Origin of the sequence: Aliidiomarina sp., from assembly GCF_022565475.1 — a bacterium.
Lineage (GTDB): Bacteria > Pseudomonadota > Gammaproteobacteria > Enterobacterales > Alteromonadaceae > Aliidiomarina.
On the sequence record NZ_JAIUMR010000010.1, the window covers coordinates 88,503 to 107,732 of the forward strand.

Genomic DNA, 19,230 nt, shown 5'->3' on the forward strand with positions numbered 1-19,230 from the left:
TGCTCCCATTTCTGGTTTATTAGGTCTGCTCATGGCATCATGAAAATATGATGCCAAGTTACTCGGCTTAGAACGAGCGTCTGTTAGGGTGACGATCGCTTAAAAATGGCTCGAAAACTTCTCGCCAAAACCTAGTAATAGCGATTAAACTTACTAAAATACAGAGTTTACTGAAATATTCACTGATTTCCAGTGAAAAACGAAGTTAAAGGTTCAAATAGTGCGCATTTTTCGTTACATAATTCGTGAAACATTCAAAGCGCAAATTGCCGTTTTCCTAGTCTTATTGACGATTTTTGTCAGTCAACAGTTCGTTCAAGTACTTGCACAGGCATCTGAGGGGCAATTGCCTGCGCAGCTCATCATTCAAGTTCTTGGCCTACAATTACCTAGCTTGGCTTCGTTAATTTTACCGATTAGTATTTTTCTCGGCATCCTTCTTGCCCAAGGGCGCTTGTATGCGGACCATGAAATGGCAGTTTTGCATGCCTGTGGGGTCAGTGAGTGGTATATCGCCCGCGTTACCCTCGTGTTTGCTGTGGTGTTGGCGATTCTTACCGCATTGCTTACCCTCTGGCTGGGGCCTTGGGCATTGTCGCAAGAGCAAGCCATTGCGGATCGCGCGCGCTCAGAAGCGGGCGTCTCAGTCATTCAAACCGGGCGTTTTCAGCAAGTTGCGCAACAGCGTGCGGTGATCTTTGTCGAAAGCCAGAATCGGGATGGTCTCCTTGAAGAGATTTTCGTTGCGCAATTACCCGCACGCAGTGAATTCAATGAAGACTCGCGGGCTAGTGTGGTTATGGCCGCACTGGGTCGCATTGAAACGCTCTCCAATGGCGCTCAGCAACTGGTGCTTGAGGATGGCCGTCGCTATTCTCAGTCGCTGGTTAATCTTGATCATCACGTCATGAGTTTTGACCAGTATCAGATGCAAATTCGTGAACAGGAGCTCGAAGAAGAGCGCCGTCGGCTGGAAGCAGTGTCAACGCTTGAACTTATGCAAACTCAGGGCAGCGAGGCTGCGGCTGAGTTGCAATGGCGACTGGCGATTCCTTTAGCGATTCCTTTATTGGCATTGATTGCTGTCCCCCTCAGTCGCGTTAACCCGCGGCAAGGCAAGTTCGCTCGAATGGCGCCGGCGGTGCTGATTTATCTCGGATATTTTATGGTGTTGATGGCGAGTAAACGCGCACTTGGTGATGGCTCATTACCGCAATCATTGGGACTCTGGTGGATTCATGCGGCGTTATTGCTGATCGGCGTTTCCTTGTTGATTCGAGAGCGACCGAGCGGCTATCGTCTGCGTGCAATGCTGCGGAGGCGCTCATAATGTTTAGTATTCTCGATCGTTACATCGGTAAAACGGTACTGATGACAACGCTGTTGAGCTTGTTGGTGCTGACTGGTTTAAGCGCGCTCATTCGTTTTGTTGAGCAAATACGGGCGATTGGTCGTGGTACCTACGATATGACCGACGTCATTGCTTTTGTATTATTAAGTTTACCGCGCGATATTGAGTTGTTTTTCCCCATGGCTGCGTTACTCGGCGGGTTGATTGGCATGGGACTGCTTGCAAGCAACAGTGAGTTGACAGTGATGATGGCGGCGGGACGCTCGCGATTGAATCTGATCGGTTCAGTGATGAAATCTGCAATTGTCATGATGATTGCCGTCCTCGTCATTGGCGAATGGATTGCACCGAATCTCGAGTCGCAAGCTCGGCAGCTGCGTGCCCAAGCCATCTCCGGAGGGAGCTTAATTAGCGGCGATCATGGTATCTGGGCGAAAGATGGCAATCACTATATTCATATTGGTGAAGTTGCTGATACTGGGCGACTGCACAACGTTACGATTTACCAGTTTAATGATCGGGTGTTGGAAAAAGTAGTGCACGGTGGCCGAGCAACCTATATCGGCCCTGAGTGGCGTGTACATGATGCGCAATACACGGAATTGCTGGATGACGAAGTTCGCAATTATCAGTTGGCAAGCTGGAGCTGGACCTCAACCTTAACTCCAGAAAAACTCGCGGTCGTGACCGTTCGTCCAGAGTCGCTTTCTATTAGTGGTTTGTATGGCTATGTCGCCTACTTACAGTCGAATCGACAGGATGCTAGCCGTTATGAGTTAGCCTTCTGGCGCAAGGTGTTAGTGCCCTTCACTGTCGCGGTGATGTTGCTCGTTGCGCTCTCGTTTATTTTCGGCCCATTGCGGTCGGTGACGATGGGCGCACGGATTTTGCTTGGGGTTATTACTGGCTTTGTCTTCCACGTTTTTAACGAAGTGTTTGGCCCAATTTCACAAGTGTATAATCTAACCCCTGTGCTTGGCGCTTTGCTGCCGGGGATCGTGTTTGCAACTGCGGCTCTGTATATCTTGACGCGGAATCGGACCTAGCGGAGCCGCTCGGGTGCCCAACCGCGCGGCTACAGTTCCTGTGATTATTTCCAATTTTTAAATTGATTGGCTTCTTTACTGAGGACAATGACTTCACACTTGGCGAGACGATCTTGCAGCGCAAGTTTTTGTTGACCGAATAGTACAGCAAAGTTACCCAAGCCGAGGACGGCGGTGAAGGCACGAATCAGTGCTTGCTTTTTACTGATGCGGCTGCCGTCTTCATTCTGTACTCGTAATCGCCACGTCCGCATTCCTAAGGTTTGCCCACCTCGCACCCAAAACCCTGTATAAAACCAGATAACCACAGCTATGAGATACAAGGTGTAGAGCCAGTTTCCTTGCAGCAAGCTCGCATGGTCTTGGCCTTCCACTAAGGTCACCAGCCCGACCATCGTCAACAAACCGACAAACCCAAGGGCAAGACCGCTTGCAAGCATGACGACAGCGGTTACGACTAGAATATCGTAGACAATAGCGCCAATTCGTCGCCAGAATCCAGCGCGGGGTGCTTTGATAAATTCAACATCGGAGTTTTGTGACGGAGAAGTAGACGATTGTTCAGTTGCGGACATAGATGCGTTCTTTTTATGGTTCAAATAACAAGCAAACAGTTTACCATGACTAAAAGTTTTTGTTCAGCCTACTTGCAACGAAATCAAGCTTAAGTATAATGCGCTGCGTTCGGTTCAAAACCGTAACGTTCGCACCTAATGCCTGGGTGGCGAAATTGGTAGACGCAGCGGATTCAAAATCCGCCGGGCTAATCCCCCGTGACGGTTCGAGTCCGTCCCCAGGCACCATTACTTCTTTCCATATAGCCCTGTCTATTTATCTGTTCTGTCGTTTTTTATTCAATGTTTTGTTGATATCAGCAAGCAGCTTCCCTGCATAGGCTTACTGATATTCGATTAAGATTAGCCTTGTACATCCGCAATCCATTGCTGGACACGGCGTTCAAGAATCGGTAATGGCAGTGAACCGCCACCCAAGACCGTATCGTGGAACGCGCGAATGTCGAACTGTTCGCCTAACGCTTCTTCCGCTTCCGCACGCAGCTCTTGGATGCGCATCATGCCGATCTTGTACGCTGTGGCTTGACCCGGCCAGACTAAATACCGTTGAATTTCGGAGCGAACAGAGCCCTCAGTAATGGGCGTGTTGACTAAGAAATAATCAACTGCCTGCTCTTCAGTCCAACCGAGCGCATGCATGCCGGTGTCGACAACGAGACGTGCAGCCCGCCAAATTTCGGCGGTTAAGCGTCCGAAGTCGGAATAATCGTCACGATAGCCGCCCATTTCTTTGGCCAGTAGTTCTGAATAAAGCGCCCAACCTTCAACATACACAGTATGGCGATCTAAGGTTCGAAATTGAGGAAGGCCAGTTAATTCTTGGGCAATTGAAATTTGCATATGATGGCCAGGATTACCTTCGTGGTAGGCAACTGACTCCATATCGACTTTCGGCATGGAACTCATGTCGGACAGGTGAGCGTAATAAATCCCGGGACGCGAGCCGTCAGGGGTGCCCGGGAAATAATGTTGAGCAGCGCCATCTTCTTCGCGGAAGGCTTCAACGCGACGGACGACTAAGTCGGCTTTTGGCAAGATACCGAAAAAGTTTGGCAACTCATCCGCAATCGCATCGAGATAGGCTTTACTATCGTCGAGATAGGCTTGTCGGCCGGCGTCTGTATTCGGGTAGAAAAACTGCTCATCGGTACGAATAAACGCAAAGAAATCTTGCAAGTCACCGTCAAATTCCACGCGTTGCTTAATTTCGATCATCTCGCCTTGGATGCGGGCAACTTCGTCGAGACCAATTTGGTGAATTTCTTCGGCGCTCAGATCAGTCGTGGTGTGATACCACAACATAAATTGATAATAATCGTCACCTCCTGGATATTTACTGACGCCGGTTGGGTTACTCTCGGCGTTCGCTTGATCAACCTCGAGCCAAGCAATTAGCTGTTGATAGGCCGGCCCGACATGGCGAGTGAGCGCTTGTTGCACTGCTTGGTGAAGTTCATCGGCTTGTTCAGCGTTTATCGCGTCGTTAGCGCGTAATTGTTCAATTTTAGCTTGCGCGTCAGCATAGAGCGGAGCGGATTCGTCACTTTCGCTGAAAGGTTGCCCAGTAACTAAAGCTTGTGACTGACGTAACGCGCCTTGATAGCCAAAGTCGGGAACGCGGATACCATTATCCGCTTTCTCTTTCGCTTGGTTTAGCAGAACCTGAATGGCACTGCCGAGTTGTTCAAGTCGACTAATATACGCTTGCATGTCAGCCAGAGAATCGACGCGATGAAATGAAATCAAAAATTGTGGTAAGTAAGCGTGCACGCTCGACATTTGGTGAAACACATAGCTCATGTGCTGGTACTCGAACGCACGGACGTCACGTTCGACTTGATACATCCATAAGTCATACGATGTTTGTGCTTCAGTGTCGAGCTCATCATAGTCAAAGTTGGCCGCTAGTTCTGCAGCAGTTTGCTGTAACCAGCGCACCATTTCGCGTTGACTTGCGAGGCTCATGTCATCAAGTTGGTCGTAGCGATCCTTGCGACCGAGCATGGTCATCTGCATTGGGCTCATTTGCAGGCGCTCTTCGAAGCGCTCGTCAAACCATTGATTGAGTCGTTCGCTGGTCGATGTCGCTAATTCGGCACTGGTGGTGCGTAGGTCTGCAGGACTTTCCTGTGTAGCGGGCGGCGCTTCACTACAGCCGGTAAGGGCTAAACTAAGCGCGCAAGCGAGAAGAGTATAGCGAATCATGAGTGGCTCCAAGAATGTTGTCAGTATTTTATTGTTGAACTATTAAACATACGCGGTGATCAGAAAATCAACAACTTTCTTCATTTTGAATGAGCATTATCCGTGGATGTTATCTATACACCCAAGTCAGTGGTATACTGACAATTGTCAAGCAATGGCGTGACAATGCGCCACTTGTCTGAATCACTAGGAGCGTCGAACATTGACCGACCTAGTTTTAAATAAAGGCCCATAGGCCGCAGAATAAAAGAGAAAGATTATTACTAAAATGAATGAAAAAAACGCTTCTGAGCAACCTCAATATGACGTGCAGATCCCGTCGCGCGAAGACATGCTTGAAGTTATTAAAAAGGCTTTAAAGCCAGTCGCATTTAGCGATATTTTAGCCCATTTCGGTTTACGTGATGAACGCGAGCATATTGGTGTAAAACGCCGCTTGCGGGCGATGGAACGTGACGGGCAGTTGGTGTATACGCGCAATGACTCCTATGGCATTCCAGAGCGTATGGATTTGAAAAAAGGCACCGTCATTGGCCATCGTGATGGTTTCGGGTTCGTTCAATTAGACGAAGGCGGTCAGGATCTGTTTTTGCCGTTTCATCAGATGCAACTTGTTATGCACGGTGACCGAGTCTTAGTTAAAGCGGGATCGAGTGACTCGCGCGGACGCCGTGAAGGCCGAATTGTTCGCACCATTGCTGAAGAGCCTCGGGAAATTGTGGGGCGCTACTTCGTTGAACAAGGTGTGTCGCTGGTTGTGCCTGACGACACGCGTTTAGCCCAAGACTTAATTATTCCTCCGGAGTTGGTCAATGGTGCGCGCCACGGTCAAATCGTCGTCGCAGAAATTGTCTCGCGGCCGAGTCGACGTAGTTCACCCGTTGCGCGCATTAAAGAAGTGCTTGGCGACCATATGGCTCCGGGAATGGAAATTGAAATTGCCATTCGCGAGCACAATATTCCCAACCAATGGCCAGATGCGCTCATTGCCGAAACGAAAAAGATTCCTGCCGAAGTTGCGGAAAGTGACAAGCAAGGACGCGTCGATTTACGTAAATTACCGCTGCTGACGATCGACGGTGAAGACGCCCGAGACTTTGACGACGCTGTCTATGCAGAGCCCGAAGGTAAAGGTTTCCGGTTATGGGTGGCCATTGCCGATGTCAGCCATTACGTGCGGGTGGGGAGTGCACTCGATCGGGAAGGCTTGAACCGCGGCAACTCGGTGTATTTTCCGAATCATGTCGTCCCGATGTTGCCAGAAGCCTTGTCTAACGGCTTGTGTTCATTGAACCCACAAGTGGATCGTCTCTGTATGGTCGCGGAAATGACCATTGGCGAGCGCGGTAAGCTGAACACCTTCAAGTTCTATCCAGCGGTGATGAATTCGCATGCACGGTTAACCTACAATAAAGTGGCGGCAATTCTTGATGGCGATGTCAAACTGCGTCAGCAGTACGACCATGTGGTGCCGCATTTAGAAACCTTACATGACCTCTACAAAGTGCTACGTACAAGCCGCGAGCAACGCGGTGCAATTGACTTTGATACCGTCGAAACACGCTTTATTTTCAATGCTCAGCGCAAGATCGAACATATTGTGCCAATCCACCGCAATCATGCGCACATGCTGATTGAAGAGTGTATGATTATGGCCAACGTTGCAGCGGCGCGGTTTGTTGAGAAGAACAATGGCGGCGCGTTATTTCGGGTGCATGACTTGCCGGACGAAGAGCGTTTGTTTGCTTTTCGCTTGGTGCTTGGTGAACTTGGTTTGTCGATGCCGTTACGAGATGAGCCGCATCCGTCAGATTTTGGCGCCGTATTGGCTCAGGTCGCTGAACGGCCGGATCGCGAGTTAATTCAAACCATGTTGTTGCGTTCGCTGCAACAAGCGATTTATTGCAGTGAGAACCGTGGTCATTTTGGTTTAGCTTTGGAAGCGTATGCGCATTTTACCTCGCCAATTCGCCGTTATCCGGATTTAGTGCTCCATCGTGAGATAAAACGGATTCTCGCCAAACAGTATCCAGACCTTGCTGGTTTAGAAGGTGCGCATAGTTACGCCGAGAATCAACTGGCTGAACTCGGCCCGCATTGTTCGCAGACCGAGCGTCGCGCCGATGACGCAACACGACAAGTCGATGAGTGGCTGAAGTGTGAGTTTATGCAAGATCACGTGGGTGACGAATTTGACGGTGTTATTTCGGCAGTTACTAACTTTGGTTTATTCGTGCGCCTGAATGACTACATGATCGATGGCCTCGTGCATATTTCCAATTTAACTAGCGAATACTTCCATTACGACGCGGAACGCCATTTGTTGATTGGCGAAAGCTCAGGAAATGTTTATCGTTTAGGTGACAAGGCACGGGTGAAGGTTGCCGCAGTCAATCTCGATGAGCGAAAAATTGATTTTGAGTTGTTATCGGTTGAGCAAACTTCAGATGCGATAGCACCTCGGCGTCGGCAGGAGAAAAAGACGCAACGTGGCAAGGGTGGTTATAAACCCAAAGCAGCGGAGAAAAGTGGCAAGAAGAAATCTGCCGGAAGCAAAGCCGCAAAAGCAAAGAAAGCCAAGAAAACAGCACCACCTGGTGCGAAAAAGCGCACGCCGAAAAATAAGAAACGTTGATCGCGTCAGCTCTGGTATCGCAACCGTGACGAAGTGCATGGGTTGCGAGGGTCTTTAAGACCATAGTTCATACAGTCATTGAGAAAGAGTTCATGAGTAAAAACGAAGCGGTATACGGCATTCATTCAGTGAGTGCCATTTTAGAGCACGCACCGGAACGCGCGGTTGAATTATTTGTACAGAAAGATCGCGACGATCCTGCGGTACAAGCGATTATCAAAGCTGCCCGTTCTGCAGGATTACGGCCGCAATTTAGTCAGCGCAAAACCCTCGACGAGCGTGCCGGTGAAGGCAATCACCAAGGTGTTTATCTCATCGTAACACCGGGCCGCTCGTGGCAAGAAAATGATTTACCTGAATTGGTTGCTAAAGCCGGTCAGCAAGCTCTTTTTTTAGTCTTAGATCAGGTGACTGATCCGCATAACTTAGGTGCATGTTTGCGCACAGCTGACGCTGCTGGCGCGACAGCAGTTGTTGTACCGAAAGATAAAGCGGCGGGTTTAACTAGTGTCGCCCGCAAAGTTGCCAGCGGTGCTGCTGAAGTGGTGCCTTTAGTGGTTGCGACCAATTTAGCGCGCGCCATTCGTATTTTAAAAGACGAGGGCGTTTGGGTGACGGGCACCGCTGGAGAAGCCACAAGTTCACTGTACGACAATAAGTTTATTGGTCCAACGGCATTGGTGATGGGTGCCGAAGGCACTGGCATGCGTCGTCTAACTCGTGAGTTATGTGATGACCTTGTGGCCATTCCATTAGCGGGAACGGTCAGTAGCTTGAATGTTTCCGTCGCCGCTGGCGTGTGTCTATTTGAAGTCGCTCGTCAGCGTCAGCAGCGCAAGGGCTAGTCATGTTAAAACGTTTGCTGCCAATTATTGGCGTCACGCTGGTTATTTTAGTGCTCGCATTGGGAGCGTTTTTTAGCGCGCCAGACGACGATACTAGCTCGCAACGTCCGCAAGTCTGGCTTGAATGGCAGTATGATGAAAGCAATCGGCTATTAACCAACGCCGCTGAAGATTTGAACTATCGGCTGCAAACGCATCATGAGTATCGCTTGGCTGCATCGCCAGATGTGGCTTCTCACCGTGTTCACGTTGAACTCCAGTTAGTGAACACGGAACAATTGGTTATTCGCGGTCGTCTCGGCGACCGCTTGATCGTTGTTGATGGACCGAGCGCAGTGTGGACCAGCTTAGTTCCGCAATTTTTTCGTTTGCTCAATGAAGAGATTCAGCAGCAAACCGATTAGATACGCATGGCGCTCAGTTGAAAAACGAGACTGAGCGCTATTTTCTGTGATTAATCCCCGCTTTTACTTGCGAACACTGCTTAACTTGCGTACAATTCGCCGGCTTGATCAGCCCACTAATCTATAGTTCAAGTTCCTTGCCTCCATGTCAGCCGGGCTGAGCTGTACTCAGGCTTTAATCCATAAGGAGCAATTAATGCGTCATTATGAAATCGTATTCATGGTCCATCCAGACCAGAGCGAGCAGGTTCCAGGCATGGTTGAGCGTTATAGCGAAACTGTGACTCAAGCGGGTGGTACGATTAACCGTTTGGAAGACTGGGGTCGTCGCCAATTAGCTTACCCAATCAACAAACTGCACAAAGCCCACTACATTCTGATGAATGTTGAAGCAAGTTCAGAAGTGATTGACGAGTTGGAAACCAACTTCCGTTACAACGATGCGGTACTACGCAGCCTGGTTATGCGTAAAGACGAAGCAATCAGCGAACCTTCACCTTTTGCTAAGCCAAAAGAAAGAGAAGATCGCCGTGAAGCGAAAGCTGAGACTGAATCTGCTGAGTGATGTCGGCTACAGCTCAGGAATCGGCCATTAACCAACTCACGATTCGCGGAATTTTAGTAAAAGAACCGCGATTGACTCGCAGCCCAGCAGGAATTGCACATTTGTCCTTGATGATTGAGCATCGCTCAATTCAACAAGAAGCAGGATTAACACGACAGTGTTATGCGCGCATTCAAGCGGTAGTGAGTGGAGATGGGGCAGATTTCTGGTCAACGAAATTAATTCTGGGAAGTGAAATAGAAGCAAGTGGTTTCATTCAGCGACATGAAAACGCAAATGGCATCGCCCGGCTTGTCCTTCACGCTCAGAACATAAAACAGGTTTAATAGGAGAACACCATGGCTCGTTTTTTCCGTCGTCGTAAGTTCTGCCGCTTTAAGGCAGAAGGCGTAAAAGAAATCGATTACAAAGATATCGCTACGCTGAAAAATTATATTACTGAAACTGGTAAGATCGTTCCAAGCCGTATTACCGGTACTTCAGCTAAGTATCAGCGTCAGCTGGCTCGCGCAATTAAGCGTGCCCGTTACCTGAGCTTGCTGCCATACACTGATGGCCACAAGTAAGGGAGACTTTAACAATGAATATTATTCTTCTCGATAAAGTTGCAAATTTGGGCGGTCTGGGTGACCAGGTTACCGTAAAGTCAGGTTACGCACGTAACTTCTTGTTCCCATCGGGCAAAGCAGTACCAGCGACCAAGTCAAACGTTGAAATGTTTGAACAACGTCGTGCAGAGTTAGAAGCTAAATTAGCTGCTGACTTGCAAGCTGCTGAAGAGCGCGCTGAGAAAATCAATGCACTGGACGCTATCGTAATCAGCTCTAAAGCTGGTGACGAAGGTAAGTTGTTCGGTTCAATTGGTACTCGCGACATCGCTGATGCAGTTTCTGCTGCAGGCGTTGAAGTGCAGAAGAGCGAAATTTTGATGCCTCACGGCACTATCCGTGAAGTTGGCGAATTCGAAATCGAACTGCAACTACACGCTGACGTTTTAGCGGCAATCACTCTGAAAGTAGAAGCAGAGTAATTCCGGACTTACACGTCTATTACACGAAAAGCAGCACCTCGGTGCTGCTTTTTTTTTATCTCCTGTGTATTATCAATCTCTGATTTCAAACAGAGCGAAAATGGTTCCTTGTGGCTAACGATAAGAAAAAAACAACAGATGCTAAGCTCGCAGCCCTGAAAACACCCCCGCATTCAATTGATGCTGAACAATCAGTACTCGGTGGTCTCATGCTTGATAATGAGCAGTGGGATAATGTTGCTGAGCGCGTGATCACGGATGACTTTTACTTACATTCGCATCGTTTAATTTTTGCAGCGATGGCGCGTTTAAGTGAGGAGTCGAAGCCGGTCGATTTAGTTACGCTAACGGAGCGACTTGAACAAACCAATGAACTCGATCGAGTAGGCGGTGCCCCTTATTTGATGGAGCTGCAGAAAAACACGCCAAGTTCGGCAAACATTCTTGCCTATGCCGATATCGTCCGTGAGCGCGCGTTAATCCGAGAAATGATTGGTGTTGCCAATCAGATTGCAGAGGCTGGGTATGACACCCAAGGGCGCAGCAGTAAACAGTTACTTGATTTCGCTGAGCAGCACGTGTTTCAAATCGCGGAAAAGCGCAGTACCGGTGAGGAAGGTCCGCAAGGACTGGTCAATATTCTCGACAAAACACTGGATCGGATTGAATACCTTAGCCGCCATGCGAATTTGAGTGGCGTCACTGGCGTGTCCTCTGGGTTTACTGATTTAGATAAAAAAACCGCAGGACTTCAGCCTTCTGATTTGATTATTGTCGCGGCGCGCCCATCGATGGGTAAAACCACGTTTGCCATGAACTTGGTTGAGCATGCTGCATTGAACGAAGAAAAGCCGGTGGTGGTCTTTAGTTTGGAGATGCCGGCAGAGCAAATTATGATGCGGATGTTGGCTTCATTAAGTCGCGTCGATCAAACCAAGGTCCGTACCGGACAATTGGACGATGCAGATTGGCATCGTTTAACCTCGGCAATGTCGGTTTTGAAAGACCGAGGTAAGCTTTATATTGATGATAGCTCTGGTCTCACTCCTACCGAAGTGCGCTCACGTGCGCGGCGTATAGCCCGAGAACATAAGGGCGTCAGTATGATCATGGTCGACTATCTTCAATTGATGACAGTTCCGGGCATGGCGGAAAACCGAACCCTTGAAATTGCCGAAATTTCGCGCTCACTGAAGGCATTAGCCAAAGAGTTGAAATGTCCGGTTGTCGCTCTATCGCAGTTGAATCGTTCATTGGAACAGCGTTCAGATAAACGCCCAGTCAACTCAGACTTACGTGAGTCAGGGTCAATTGAGCAAGATGCGGATGTGATTATGTTTATATACCGCGACGAAGTGTATCACCCAGACTCTGCTGATAAAGGATTGGCTGAAATCATTTTGGGTAAACAACGGAACGGTCCGATCGGACGAATTAAACTGATGTTTCATGGTCAATATTCACGCTTCGATAATTACACAGGCGCAGACATCGACGATGAGTATTAATGCATTGCGTGAGCTGAGGTAAAGCATGGCAGACTTAATGCGTCCCGCATGGGCCGCTATTGACTTAGCAGCGCTGCAGCATAATGTGAAAGTGATTCGCAAGCTTGCCGGCGGTAAACGGATTTTGGCTATTCTGAAGGCCAACGCCTACGGCCATGGCTTGCAACGTATTGCCCAGGCTTTAAGTGAAATTGACGCGATTGGTGTTGCCCGCGTGGACGAAGCATTACAATTGCGGAATGCCGGTGTAACCCGTCCGATCGTGTTACTTGAAGGTTTCTTCGATGCCTCGCAGATTCCGGTGCTAGCCGCGAGTAATATTCAGCCGGTCATCCATAATTTGCGGCAAATGAAAGAGTTAAGTCAGGTCGACCAACTAGGTGATACGTTGAAGGTGTGGTTGAAAGTCGATACGGGCATGCATCGATTAGGGTTAGAGCCGGATCAAGTGGTAAGTGCTTACCAACAACTTCTGGACTTGCCGCAAGTGAACGACCACCCAGTGGTAATTAGTCATCTTGCGTGTGCTGATGAACCGGAACACCCGCAAAATGAGCGCCAAATTGCATTATTCGCAAGTATTCTTGAGCAACTGCCACCGAGTTCAACGTCGTTGGTTAATAGCGCCGCCTTGTTAGCGCAACTCGCACCGCAATACGATTGGGTTCGCCCCGGACTCGCCTTGTATGGAGTGAGCCCATTTGCAACCAAGACTGGTGCCGATCATGACCTCAAAGCGGTGATGAATTTGCGCGCAAGTATTATTTCTGTGCGGCAAATTAAAGCCGGCGAGGCGGTTGGTTACGGCGGTTATTGGATTGCTTCCGAAGACACCTATATTGGTATAGTTGCGATTGGTTACGGTGACGGTTATCCGCGCCATGCACCAGAAGGAACGCCAATTTTAATTAACGGCAACATATATCCACTGGTCGGTCGCGTCGCCATGGATATGGTGACCGTCAACCTTGGGCGTCGTTTATCCGTGAAGCTTGGTGACACAGCTGAGCTCTGGGGCGCAAAACTACCCGTTGAACGAGTTGCTGAGGCGGTAGGAACGATCCCTTACGAACTGCTCTGTAACGTTGCTCGCCGTGTGCAACTTGATTACCAATAATGGCCTAAGCTAGGCGTGCTGACATTGCTTGCAAACGCCTAGAGCTTCAACCGTTTGGTGTTGAACTTGAAATCCTTTTTGCTCGGCTTGATTGATAAATTCTTGATGAATGCCACTGGAGTGAATTTCTTGTACATTGCCACACAGCGAACAAATCAGCATTTGCACCGGATGTTGCTTCTCGAAATGAGAACAAAGCACGTAGCTATTCGACGATGATACTTTATGAACAAACCCCTGCGCTTGGAGGAACTCCAAAGCACGATAAATCGTTGGTGGTTTAGCGTTGGGTACTTCAGCTTTCAGCATCTCAAGTAAATCATAAGCACCCACAGCGCCGTCTTGCTTGGTTAAAATTGCAAAGACTTCACGACGTGTTGGCGTTAAGCGAACGCCCCGGCGTTGACACATTATTTCAGCACGCTTGATGAGTTGTTCCGTTGATTCAGTTTGCATCAGGCTCATTTCCACACTATTGATCACTTCAATTCTTTGAAGTTCTTAGTGTGCGCTAATCGGACGCTGTAAACAAGCCTCAGAATGGCGTAAAATGTCTCGCTTATTCGTGTGAAAACCTATGGGCGCTGATTGCCCTCGGTTAGGAGTATTAGATGATTTCCGTAGCCCCGATGCTGGACTGGACTGATCGCCATTGCCGGTTCTTTCATCGCCAAATTAGCCAAACTGCATTGTTGTACACGGAAATGGTGACGACAGGGGCAATCTTGCATGGTAAACAGGACTTTTTAGCCTACCATGAGGCTGAACACCCAGTCGCTTTGCAACTCGGCGGCAGTGATCCAGCTGATTTGGCCGCTTGCGCAAAGCTCGCTGAAATGCGCGGCTATGACGAGATTAATTTGAACGTTGGTTGTCCATCGGATCGCGTTCAAAATGGCCGTTTTGGCGCTTGTTTGATGGCAGAGCCCGCGCTCGTTGCTGATTGCGTGAAAGCCATGCAAGACTCAGCACCAGAAACGCCCGTTACGGTGAAAACGCGCTTGGGTATTGATGAATATGATAGCTACGAATTTCTTCAGGCATTCTTACAGCCAGTTGTCGATGCTGGATGCAAACGCATTATCTTGCATGCACGTAAGGCTTGGCTCAGTGGTTTGAGCCCGAAACAAAATCGTGAGATTCCACCGTTAAATTACCAGCGGGTTTATCAAGCAAAACGCGACTATCCGAATATCCAAATCCATTTGAATGGCGGGGTTGACACAATTGCCGCTGCGCAAGCGCATTTACAGCACGTCGACGGTGTCATGATTGGACGTGCAGCCTATTCGAACCCATGGATCTTGGCCGACGTTGATAGTCTATTCGATGAGTCGGTCATGACTCCGAATAAAGAATCGGTGATTGAGACTATGGTCTTGTATATCGAAGAGCACATCAGAAATGGCGGTCGTTTCTGGCATGTTGCTCGTCACATGATTGGTCTTTATCAGAATTGTCCGGGTGCGCGACAATGGCGCCGTACACTGAGTGAGCAGGGACCCAAAGCGACAGATATTTCGCCACTTTTGCAAGCGCTGCAGGTGATTCATGATGAAGCCCGTCGTTTTGATGAGCATCAAGCTCTATTAGCTGCAGAAAAAAATGAGGTAAAAGTATGAAGTACTTACATACGATGGTTCGTGTCTCCGACTTAGACGCGTCACTGCGGTTTTATTGTGAGGGACTTGGTTTGCAAGAAGTCCGTCGTAAAGACGTTCCCGAAGGCCGATTTACACTGGTATTTTTATCTGCAAAAGAGACCCCAGAGGCCGAGATTGAACTGACCTACAATTGGGATCCGGAAACCTATACCGGTGGTCGTAACTTTGGCCATTTAGCTTTTTCTGTCGAGGACATCTACCAGACTTGCGAGCATCTGCAAGCGATGGGCGTCACGATTAATCGTCCGCCACGAGACGGTCGCATGGCGTTTGTGCGCTCTCCCGATGATATTTCAATTGAACTTTTACAAGCTGGTGGTGCGTTACCACCACAAGAGCCTTGGCAGTCGATGGAAAATACCGGCACTTGGTAATTCTGATTAACGGTTAGGCAAAAATACGACAAAGGGCTTGTGTAGACAGGCCTTTTTTCTTTTTTAAATGGAAATATCATATAAAAAACAAATAATTAAGAAACTTGGCACGAGACTTGAATATACCTAAGTACAGTTTGCCAGTCGAATTGACATGTTGTAGGCATCGGAACTGTATCGAACTTAAATGAGGATTCAGGTCATGAAAAAATTAATGCTATTAGGTGTCGCAAGCTTGTTCATGTTGTCAGTACAACCAAGTTACGCACAGTCGCAAAGTACAGAAGGTGATTTAGCTGCACTCGTGAACGTGATGGTCAAACAGCAAACTAGTCAGTTTACGCAGCAGTTACGCTCGACCTTTAAAACGATTGTGACAGCGCAGTTAGAGCAAAACAAAGCTGAGTTTCAAGCACTTGTACAGAACTCTAATGCCGAACACGACGAAGTCGTGGTCAAACAGGCTGAAAAAGCAGCGGATGAACTCGCACCTTAATTCGTTCTTTGATAATCTCGAATGAGAATTCGAATAACAATCACTGAACGGATGTGTGAACTATGCAACATTTAACCCGCTTTACCTTGGCAGCAGTTACCGCCGCAATGCTTGGCTTTACTGCAAACGCCGTGGCCACAGAAGTCACTGCGAGTGAGCAAGCATTGCGTATTGCCCAAGAGTCACTGATTATCGACACGCATATCGATGTACCGTGGCGTCTGATCAATGACTGGGAAGACGTAGCGAATGCAACGAAACGCGGTGACTTTGATTATGAACGAGCGGTGGCGGGCGGTCTGAACGCACCATTTATGGCGATTTATATCCCGTCGAGTTATGAGGACAATGGCGCTTATACGCTGGCGAATCATCTCATCGATTTTATGGAAGCTTTGGTTTATCGGGCACCAGAAAAATTTGCTATCCCGCACAGCGTTGACCAATTATTAGCGCAATTTGAACAAGGCTTAATGTCACTGCCTATGGGCATGGAGAACGGAGCTCCTATTGAAGGCAGCTTTGAAAAGTTACAACACTTTTTTGATCGCGGTGTCCGCTACGTGACGCTTGCGCACTCTGAAGACAACCATATTTCTGATTCATCTTACGATATTCGCGGTACTTGGGGCGGACTCAGTCCCTTTGGTAAAGAATTAGTCGTGGAAATGAATCGCATCGGCATGATGATCGATGTCTCCCATATTTCTGATAAGGCGTTTTATGACGTGCTTGAGATTACACAAGTGCCCGTCATTGCAACCCATTCTTCAGCGCGTCGATTTACCCCAGGTTGGCAGCGCAACATGAATGACGACATGATTAAAGCCTTAGCGGAAAATGATGGTGTCATTCAGGTGACCTTTGGGTCTACATTTGTGACACCACAAGCAAATCAACATCGCGCGCGCATTAATCGTTTAGCCCGAGAAATCAATGAGCGTCTTGGCGAAGGTACCGAAGCAGCGCAAGCCGCAATTGCACAAATGCGTGCTGATAACCCGTATCCTTTTGCAACGCTTGAAGATGTTCTTGATCATATCGACCACATCGTTGAATTAGTTGGCATTAATCATGTCGGTATCGGCTCAGACTACGACGGTGTCGGTGACACTTTACCTGTGGGACTGAAAGACGTTCGCACTTTCCCTAACCTTATTCAGGGATTGTTGGATCGCGGTTACTCAGAAGATGATATTGACAAAATTTTGCATGGCAATACCTTGCGTGTTTGGCGTGCTGCAGAAGCATTTGCCGCCGCCCAGCAGTAATCAGCTGTTCGCAGTTTAAACAATAGTGGCTCGCCGGTTGCAAGACTAGCGAGCCTTTTCTTTACGCGCGGGGTTGGGTTCACATGCGCTTGGAATGTGGTTAAACTGGTCCGATAAAATGAATAAATTGAGTAACCTGTTATGCCTACTTCGCTGATTGTTGTTGATGATTTTTTTAGTAACGCTAAAGCGCTGCGAGAAGCAGCACTGAAACTGAACTATCCGCAAGTGCAGGGGCCTTACCCTGGCCGAAATTCTGTGGAGAGAATCAATTTAGAAGGATTGAGCGAGGAAGTCTCAAGAATCGTTGGCGAACCATTAATAGCCATGGATAAAGACCAAGCGCATGGTAAATGTCGTATCGCCTTGGAGTCCGATGTTGGTAAAGCCAAAGTTCATGTTGATGCATCGCACTGGTCGGGAATTCTTTATTTGAGTAATCCTGAAGATTGTCGCGGCGGCACCGAATTTTTCCGCCACAAAGAGACCGACACTGAACGCGCGCCTTATAATGACCAGGAAGCCCAGCAACGATTTGGTGCAGCGTCGGCGAAACAGTGGGTGGCTGACCTCTTAGATCGCGATTCATTGGACGATTCGAAGTGGGACATGACGATGCGCGTACCGATGCGGTTTAACCGGCTTATTTTGTTGCGTCCATGGCTTTGGCACACTGCCGGCGAGTCGTTCGGTACATCGATCGAAAATGGCCGCTTAGTTTATTTAATGTTCTTTCGCTCAGCGAGAGCGTAAGCATTAATTGCTATATTCTAAATATGAGGATGCAGGTTATTCAAGCTCCAAATTATTTGACTTTGGTGTGCGTGTCTGTATAATCTCGCCCACGTCTATTTAGGCGTAAGTAATATTTCAGTGTTGAGGTTGTGAGCGACTTGTCGACTCATAAGCCAAAAAGCGCTGCAACAGCGGCCCCGATTGGGGGTCGAATGGTGGTTTAAAAGGCTTCATCTTTCGGCAGGAATGCGGGAAAGGTGCGAGTTTTTTTATGCTCTTTTTTAAATGCTCTTTATATGAGGCTTTGATTTATGTCTGGTCAAAGAATTCGGATTCGCTTGAAAGCTTTCGATCACCGCCTGATCGACCAGTCTACGGCGGAAATCGTAGATACAGCGAAACGTACCGGTGCACAGGTTCGTGGACCAATTCCACTGCCAACGCGCAAAGAACGTTTTACCGTGCTGATCTCTCCGCACGTAAACAAAGACGCCCGTGATCAGTACGAGATCCGCACCCACAAGCGTCTTATCGATATCATCGAGCCAACAGAAAAAACTGTTGACGCTCTGATGCGTTTGGACTTGGCCGCTGGTGTTGATGTACAAATCAGCCTGGGCTAAGTGAGCAACAAGATTCTGGATAAGAGGTTTTAACAATGGCTATTGGTCTAGTCGGTCGGAAAGTAGGAATGACCCGCATCTTCCAAGAAGATGGCGCATCTGTTCCTGTGACTGTGATCGAAGTGCTGGCAAACCGAGTGACTCAAGTGAAAGATCTTGACACTGACGGTTACCGCGCACTTCAAGTGACCACTGGTAGCAAAAAGGCCAACCGAGTCACCAAGCCTGAAGCTGGTCACTTCGCCAAAGCTGGCGTAGAAGCTGGTCGCGGTTTGTGGGAGTTCCGCCTGAACGCTGAAGAAGGCGCGGACTTTGCGGTTGGATCTGAGCTCACCGTGGAAATTCTCGCGGATACTAAACTAGTTGACGTTACTGGTGTTTCTAAAGGTAAAGGCTTTGCCGGTACCGTTAAGCGCTGGAACTTTGCAACTCAGGACGCTACACACGGTAACTCGTTATCGCATCGTGCTCCGGGTTCAATTGGTCAAAACCAGTCACCTGGTAAAGTATTTAAAGGTAAGAAAATGGCCGGCCAAATGGGTAACAAACAGGTAACTGTTCAGTCCCTTGAAGTCGTCCGTGTTGACGCTGAGCGCAACTTGATCCTGGTTAAGGGTGCAGTCCCTGGAGCTTCTGGTGGCGATGTCATCGTGAAGCCAGCGGTCAAAGCGTAACGTCTGAGGAGATTAGTGATGGAATTAGCATTAAAAGACGCGAAAGGCGCTCTTGAAGTTTCCGAAGCTACCTTTGGACGTGAATACAATGAAGCTTTGGTGCATCAGGTTG

At 48.5% G+C, this 19,230-nt stretch carries 21 protein-coding genes, 1 tRNA gene and 1 pseudogene; 20 read left to right on the plus strand and 3 right to left on the minus strand.

Translation table 11 applies throughout. From position 1 onward, the window contains the following. Positions 1–220: 220 nt before the first annotated feature. Both lptF and lptG read left to right on the plus strand, forming a co-directional pair. Complete coding sequence (lptF, locus tag LAT77_RS09785) at positions 221–1,330, plus strand: LPS export ABC transporter permease LptF (RefSeq protein WP_290564379.1); 1,110 nt, start codon at positions 221–223, stop codon at positions 1,328–1,330. Beyond that, positions 1,330–2,397, plus strand: coding sequence for an LPS export ABC transporter permease LptG (lptG, locus tag LAT77_RS09790; protein ID WP_290564380.1), 1,068 nt, complete (start codon positions 1,330–1,332; stop codon positions 2,395–2,397). The genes lptF and lptG overlap by 1 nt, the downstream gene beginning before the upstream one ends. A gap of 44 nt (positions 2,398–2,441) precedes the next feature. On the opposite strand, the gene LAT77_RS09795 is transcribed toward lptG, so the two are convergent. Then, positions 2,442–2,972: an RDD family protein gene (locus LAT77_RS09795; RefSeq protein ID WP_290564381.1), complete on the minus strand. Its 531-nt coding sequence runs from the start codon at positions 2,970–2,972 to the stop codon at positions 2,442–2,444. A 140-nt stretch (positions 2,973–3,112) separates the two neighbouring features. Between LAT77_RS09795 and LAT77_RS09800 the strand changes: the two genes are divergently transcribed. Then, a tRNA-Leu gene (locus LAT77_RS09800) sits at positions 3,113–3,200 on the plus strand. A 114-nt stretch (positions 3,201–3,314) separates the two neighbouring features. Here LAT77_RS09800 and LAT77_RS09805 read toward each other — a convergent pair. Beyond that, complete coding sequence (locus tag LAT77_RS09805; RefSeq protein WP_290564382.1) at positions 3,315–5,177, minus strand: DUF885 family protein; 1,863 nt, start codon at positions 5,175–5,177, stop codon at positions 3,315–3,317. A 268-nt stretch (positions 5,178–5,445) separates the two neighbouring features. Between LAT77_RS09805 and rnr the strand changes: the two genes are divergently transcribed. The 9 genes from rnr (at position 5,446) to alr (ending at position 13,281) form a co-directional block, all read left to right on the plus strand. Next, complete coding sequence (gene rnr / locus LAT77_RS09810; RefSeq protein ID WP_290564383.1) at positions 5,446–7,812, plus strand: ribonuclease R; 2,367 nt, start codon at positions 5,446–5,448, stop codon at positions 7,810–7,812. A 92-nt stretch (positions 7,813–7,904) separates the two neighbouring features. Continuing rightward, positions 7,905–8,657, plus strand: a complete 753-nt coding sequence (gene rlmB, locus LAT77_RS09815; protein WP_290564384.1) for a 23S rRNA (guanosine(2251)-2'-O)-methyltransferase RlmB — start codon at positions 7,905–7,907, stop codon at positions 8,655–8,657. A gap of 2 nt (positions 8,658–8,659) precedes the next feature. After that, positions 8,660–9,061, plus strand: coding sequence for a hypothetical protein (locus LAT77_RS09820; RefSeq protein WP_290564385.1), 402 nt, complete (start codon positions 8,660–8,662; stop codon positions 9,059–9,061). Positions 9,062–9,257: 196 nt separating this feature from the next. Beyond that, positions 9,258–9,626, plus strand: coding sequence for a 30S ribosomal protein S6 (gene rpsF, locus LAT77_RS09825; RefSeq protein WP_126794476.1), 369 nt, complete (start codon positions 9,258–9,260; stop codon positions 9,624–9,626). Then, positions 9,626–9,952 carry a primosomal replication protein N gene (priB, locus tag LAT77_RS09830; RefSeq protein WP_290564386.1) on the plus strand — a complete coding sequence of 109 codons (327 nt, stop codon included), beginning with the start codon at positions 9,626–9,628 and terminating at the stop codon, positions 9,950–9,952. The genes rpsF and priB overlap by 1 nt, the downstream gene beginning before the upstream one ends. A 12-nt stretch (positions 9,953–9,964) precedes the next feature. Further along, entirely contained in the window at positions 9,965–10,192 is a 228-nt protein-coding gene (rpsR, locus tag LAT77_RS09835; RefSeq protein WP_007419241.1) for a 30S ribosomal protein S18, read from the plus strand. A gap of 14 nt (positions 10,193–10,206) precedes the next feature. Then, positions 10,207–10,656, plus strand: a complete 450-nt coding sequence (rplI, locus tag LAT77_RS09840) for a 50S ribosomal protein L9 (RefSeq protein WP_290564387.1) — start codon at positions 10,207–10,209, stop codon at positions 10,654–10,656. 110 nt (positions 10,657–10,766) lie between these two features. Then, on the plus strand, positions 10,767–12,164 hold the full coding sequence (dnaB, locus tag LAT77_RS09845) for a replicative DNA helicase (protein WP_290564388.1): 1,398 nt from the start codon (positions 10,767–10,769) through the stop codon (positions 12,162–12,164). Positions 12,165–12,189: 25 nt separating this feature from the next. Next, positions 12,190–13,281 (plus strand): alanine racemase, encoded by a 1,092-nt coding sequence (gene alr, locus LAT77_RS09850; RefSeq protein ID WP_290564389.1) that lies wholly within the window; start codon positions 12,190–12,192, stop codon positions 13,279–13,281. Positions 13,282–13,290: 9 nt separating this feature from the next. On the opposite strand, the gene zur is transcribed toward alr, so the two are convergent. Next, positions 13,291–13,737: a zinc uptake transcriptional repressor Zur gene (zur, locus tag LAT77_RS09855; RefSeq protein WP_290564390.1), complete on the minus strand. Its 447-nt coding sequence runs from the start codon at positions 13,735–13,737 to the stop codon at positions 13,291–13,293. A gap of 155 nt (positions 13,738–13,892) precedes the next feature. Between zur and dusA the strand changes: the two genes are divergently transcribed. The 8 genes and pseudogenes from dusA to rplD all read left to right on the plus strand — a co-directional run. Continuing rightward, the gene (gene dusA / locus LAT77_RS09860; protein ID WP_290564391.1) at positions 13,893–14,903 is read left to right on the plus strand and encodes a tRNA dihydrouridine(20/20a) synthase DusA; all 1,011 of its coding nucleotides are present in this window, start codon (positions 13,893–13,895) and stop codon (positions 14,901–14,903) included. Continuing rightward, positions 14,900–15,319: a VOC family protein gene (locus LAT77_RS09865; RefSeq protein ID WP_290564392.1), complete on the plus strand. Its 420-nt coding sequence runs from the start codon at positions 14,900–14,902 to the stop codon at positions 15,317–15,319. Before dusA ends, LAT77_RS09865 begins: the two co-directional genes overlap by 4 nt. Positions 15,320–15,521: 202 nt before the next feature. Then, entirely contained in the window at positions 15,522–15,815 is a 294-nt protein-coding gene (locus tag LAT77_RS09870; RefSeq protein ID WP_290564393.1) for a hypothetical protein, read from the plus strand. A 62-nt stretch (positions 15,816–15,877) separates the two neighbouring features. After that, complete coding sequence (locus LAT77_RS09875; RefSeq protein ID WP_290564394.1) at positions 15,878–17,086, plus strand: dipeptidase; 1,209 nt, start codon at positions 15,878–15,880, stop codon at positions 17,084–17,086. A 141-nt stretch (positions 17,087–17,227) separates the two neighbouring features. Beyond that, the gene (locus tag LAT77_RS09880; RefSeq protein WP_290564395.1) at positions 17,228–17,839 is read left to right on the plus strand and encodes a DUF6445 family protein; all 612 of its coding nucleotides are present in this window, start codon (positions 17,228–17,230) and stop codon (positions 17,837–17,839) included. Between the two features lie 293 nt (positions 17,840–18,132). Continuing rightward, positions 18,133–18,444, plus strand: coding sequence for a 30S ribosomal protein S10 (rpsJ, locus tag LAT77_RS09885; protein ID WP_007419233.1), 312 nt, complete (start codon positions 18,133–18,135; stop codon positions 18,442–18,444). Between the two features lie 35 nt (positions 18,445–18,479). Further along, positions 18,480–19,118 (plus strand): 50S ribosomal protein L3, encoded by a 639-nt coding sequence (rplC, locus tag LAT77_RS09890; protein WP_126794499.1) that lies wholly within the window; start codon positions 18,480–18,482, stop codon positions 19,116–19,118. 18 nt (positions 19,119–19,136) lie between these two features. Further along, positions 19,137–19,230 (plus strand): annotated as a pseudogene (gene rplD, locus LAT77_RS09895) (50S ribosomal protein L4); the annotation flags it as partial.